Origin of the sequence: uncultured Algibacter sp., assembly GCF_947487605.1 — a bacterium.
Lineage (GTDB): Bacteria > Bacteroidota > Bacteroidia > Flavobacteriales > Flavobacteriaceae > Algibacter_D.
Genome location: NZ_CANKXK010000025.1, coordinates 1 through 3,757 on the forward strand (window position 1 = coordinate 1; position 3,757 = coordinate 3,757).

The 3,757-nt window shown below is 33.2% G+C and carries 4 protein-coding genes; all 4 read right to left on the reverse strand.

The features are described 5' to 3' along the window. Positions 1-303: 303 nt before the first annotated feature. From Q0739_RS14625 to Q0739_RS14640, 4 genes are read right to left on the reverse strand one after another with little or no spacing between them, the layout of a single operon-like run. On the reverse strand, positions 304-777 hold the full coding sequence (locus tag Q0739_RS14625) for a hypothetical protein (protein ID WP_298239482.1): 474 nt from the start codon (positions 775-777) through the stop codon (positions 304-306). Continuing rightward, the gene (locus tag Q0739_RS14630) at positions 762-1,994 is read right to left on the reverse strand and encodes a hypothetical protein (protein WP_298239483.1); all 1,233 of its coding nucleotides are present in this window, start codon (positions 1,992-1,994) and stop codon (positions 762-764) included. The genes Q0739_RS14625 and Q0739_RS14630 overlap by 16 nt, the downstream gene beginning before the upstream one ends. After that, positions 1,994-3,226, reverse strand: coding sequence for a DNA cytosine methyltransferase (locus Q0739_RS14635; protein ID WP_298239484.1), 1,233 nt, complete (start codon positions 3,224-3,226; stop codon positions 1,994-1,996). The genes Q0739_RS14630 and Q0739_RS14635 overlap by 1 nt, the downstream gene beginning before the upstream one ends. Then, entirely contained in the window at positions 3,213-3,518 is a 306-nt protein-coding gene (locus Q0739_RS14640) for a helix-turn-helix transcriptional regulator (RefSeq protein WP_298239485.1), read from the reverse strand. The genes Q0739_RS14635 and Q0739_RS14640 overlap by 14 nt, the downstream gene beginning before the upstream one ends. Between the last annotated feature and the right edge of the window lie 239 nt (positions 3,519-3,757).

Below are 3,757 nucleotides of genomic sequence, written 5' to 3' on the forward strand. Positions count from 1 at the left end.
TTCAGTTTGCAAAAAAAGAAATGACCTTTGTAAAAGCACGGAATTTAGATGTGTGCCGAAAACTTGTACATAACGGTCTCGTGTATGAAAAGTAGCGGATTTTTAAGCACTAACTTTTCGGATTAACACAGACCTTTTTTTATATTTATTTACTTTTGTTTAAGCACTAAAACCGCTATTTTTTATATACGTTGTTGTGTTTTCGTACTTTTTTCCGTTCTGTTTGTAGCGTTGGCAAAGACATACTCTTTTGCAATTTTTGGCTTGTGTGTTGGCTGTAGCGAATTGCAAATGTGTATGGCTTTAAGCGTTGGCAAATATTCCATTCACATCATAATGAATAGTAACTTCCTTCTTTTTGTTTGTACTAATTAAGAAATCTACTTTTTCTAAATGCTGTTTTGATTTATCAATTTCTTTTTTCGATTCTGGAAGTCCGATGCCATAATAAATATCACTTATGTTATGTCCATTTAACAGCTGGTCAAGAGAGTCAGAATAATTTGATTCCATTTTTATTTCATTCAGCTTGTCAAAATCAGGTTCATAAAATCTATCCTTATTTTCAAAGAATAATGCACGATTATTTTTTACAGCAATAATATCTGGAATTATTCCGCCTTTGTTTTTCTCAGTTCGATTGTTATTATTCAAGTGAAGAAGTACTCCTGTACCACTTTGCGGAAAGTCATAACAGATTATCGTCCATCCATTTAGTTCAAGCCAATCCAATATGTTTTTTGTTACTTTTTCTTCTTTCATTATGCGTCTCTCCATAAAGAACCATCAGGAAACAAAATAGCATCTGCAAAATAAGAAAATACACGTATGTGCTTTACTTTTGAATAAGTTGAGCCGTATCTTACTTGCATATAATATCTTGGTATTTCTCTGTTAGCTATTTGATTATAATCTTTCGATAATATATTTTTGTTCTCACTTGCTTGAACGGAAGAAACAAAATCATTAATTGTACTTTTTTGACTGGTAATTATTAATGTTTGATTTGTAGTGTCAACTGTTAAATTACCCCAAACCATTATTAAATTGTAACGTCTTTCTTCAAATGATTTTCCCTCTCTACAGACTAAATAATCAATTGCTGCTAAAGCTCCAGGATATGGGTCTCCTCTAAATTTTGCATCTATTTTGTAAATTACTGTTTCCGTTCTGCTTCTTAGTAATTCTCCAATTTGATATTGAGCATTTTCAAATTGACTTAAATAATTAAGCAAATATTGAGTAGGAACTCTTTCAATCGCTGAAAGTGGGGAAGTAGTCATTGTACCTCCTTTGTTTATGAACTCTTGGCTCATAAAAGTACGTCTATCTATAATCGGTCTTCTTCCTAACAACTTATCTCTACCTTTAATAACTCCGTGTCTTTCTACAACATTTATTATTTCATCCATTGCCGAGAACATTGATGTCATTTCTGGGTCTGTTCCTAATGGACTACCAGAATAGTTCCTGTTTGGGTCGTATTTTAATCCTTTCTGGATTAAATTGGGTGAAGTTGAGCCAACAGCGTGAGTCCGATAATCTGTTGGGAAATAATAAAAGAGAGAAGGTATTTTATAAATGCTCATTACATCATCCAAAGCTTTAAAAATCAATGGGTTTATTCTATCCCAACGTGGTGCAGTATTCTGTCTGGTAATTATTACCGCTTCTGGATAAATATAAAAAGAGGGTACATTATTTTCTACTGAAGCTGCGAGTCTCGCAAATCTTTGAAATACATTATGACCAGTTCCAGCCTCAGTTGATACTTCAACTGAAAATATAGGTTCGTGGTCAATTTCAACAATCAAGTCAGGTGCATCTAAGTATAATATTTTCTTGATGTGGTCAGGCATTGTATGAAAATTACGTGCGTTATTTGCATCGCTTTCATACATTTTTTTCTTGACGAAGGTTTTGTTTCTTAACTCAGTATTTGCTATTATAAAATCGGCAAAACTTTCTGTACTGTACCAGATTCTATAATTCATTATAAATGTTTTTTGATTGCTAATGCTACAGCTTTTGCTAATAATGGTGGTACAGCATTTCCAGTCTGAACTCTTGCCTGAACAGTGCCACCTTTGACTACAAAATCATCCGGAAAACTTTGTATTCTGCATCTTTCTCTTATAGTCAAACCACGATTATCTTTAGGATGACCAAGTTGAAATTGAGGTCTTATACCTCCAGAAACTTGTGTTGGACTTAATATGTCCCAAGCTAAACGAATACGTTGTTTAAACCTATCATACATAGGTTCGCCAGGTTTTGTGTTTTTAATTTTTTCTACTGTAGCTAACGGATGATTTGGTGCTGTATGTCCAGTTACGGTTCCATTAGTATTTAATCTCATTAGTTGTTGAAAATCGCTAAAAGGTTTTTTCTGATATTTAGTTTTAGTCTCTTTGGTATTCAATGTTGGTAAGTCTCCAATTGCATCTTTAATTGTAACATACTCTCTTTTAGTTTCAGGACCGTGTGTTTTAATTATATCTTTAAAGTCAAATACTTTATCTCTAATTCCAACAAATACAAGTCTTGTTCTTTTTTGCGGAACACCATAATCAGGTGCATAAAGAAGTTTGCTTTTTACTTCCATTTTCCCAATTTCGCTTAAATGCGTTTCTATAACAGAAACAAAACTTCCAGTACTTTTCATTCCAGAAACATTTTCCAATACCACAACTTTTGGTTGTAAAACTTCCACAAAACGAGCGAATTCTTTGTACATAAAGTTCCTGTCGTCATTCTCGTGTCTCTTTCTATTATTTAGAGAAAAACCCTGACAAGGAATACCTCCAATTAGCACATCAAGTTGTCTTCCATTAAGCAACTCCTTTATAACTTCTGGATTAACTTTTTTAACGTCTCCAGTAATTGTAGAGCAATTTGGATGATTTGCTTGAAATGTTTGAATAGAAGGTGTATGAATGTCACAACCAAGAATAGTTTCAAAGCCTGCCATTTCAAAGCCTAATGAAGTTCCACCACATCCACAGAATAATTCCGCAACAATTGGCTTTTCGGTATTAATGTTATTTCCTTTTTTGAATATAGGTTCTTTGTTCCAGTAATATCCGTTTTCCTCTACTTTTATGGAAGTGTCCCAAATACTTTTTTTGATAATATCAGGCTCTTCTTCTCCGTAAATGTTAATTTGTCCATCCTCCACAATAGTAGAAGATTCATCGATTACGTTATATTCTTTAGTTTCTGGCATTTTCTGTTTTTTCGTATGATAATTGTTCCTCTGCTACTTTCAAGGCATTAAATCCTTCTTGTTCGTCTTTAACTATTTCATAGAGCTTAGTTCCAATCCATAAAGCATTTAATTCCGAAAACGGATAATTAAATATTTTGCTCACGGTTAGAAGATGCTCTCTTTTCAAAGTTTTTTGATTGCTCTCAACTTTACTTAAAAATCCATCTCCAATTTCAAGTTTTGAAGCTAATTCCCTTTGAAACATTCCAGAACTTTCACGAAGCTCTTTAATTTTTTGTCCGAGTGTCATTTTACCAATTTTAGACTTGACTTATTTAGGTCAAATCTAATGATAATTTTCAGAATATTATCAAAAGCGTTGGGAAATTTTAGCTCTTTTGGTTTTTAGAGCGTTGGAATTGTGCGTAGGCAAAAACCGAAAGTGCTAAAATATGCGGCTGGTAGTATGAAACACAACGTTTATGTATAAGATTAGTGCGGTTTTGTGTGCGAGGATTTTCCGCAGGAAAATCAGATGTAACAAAACAG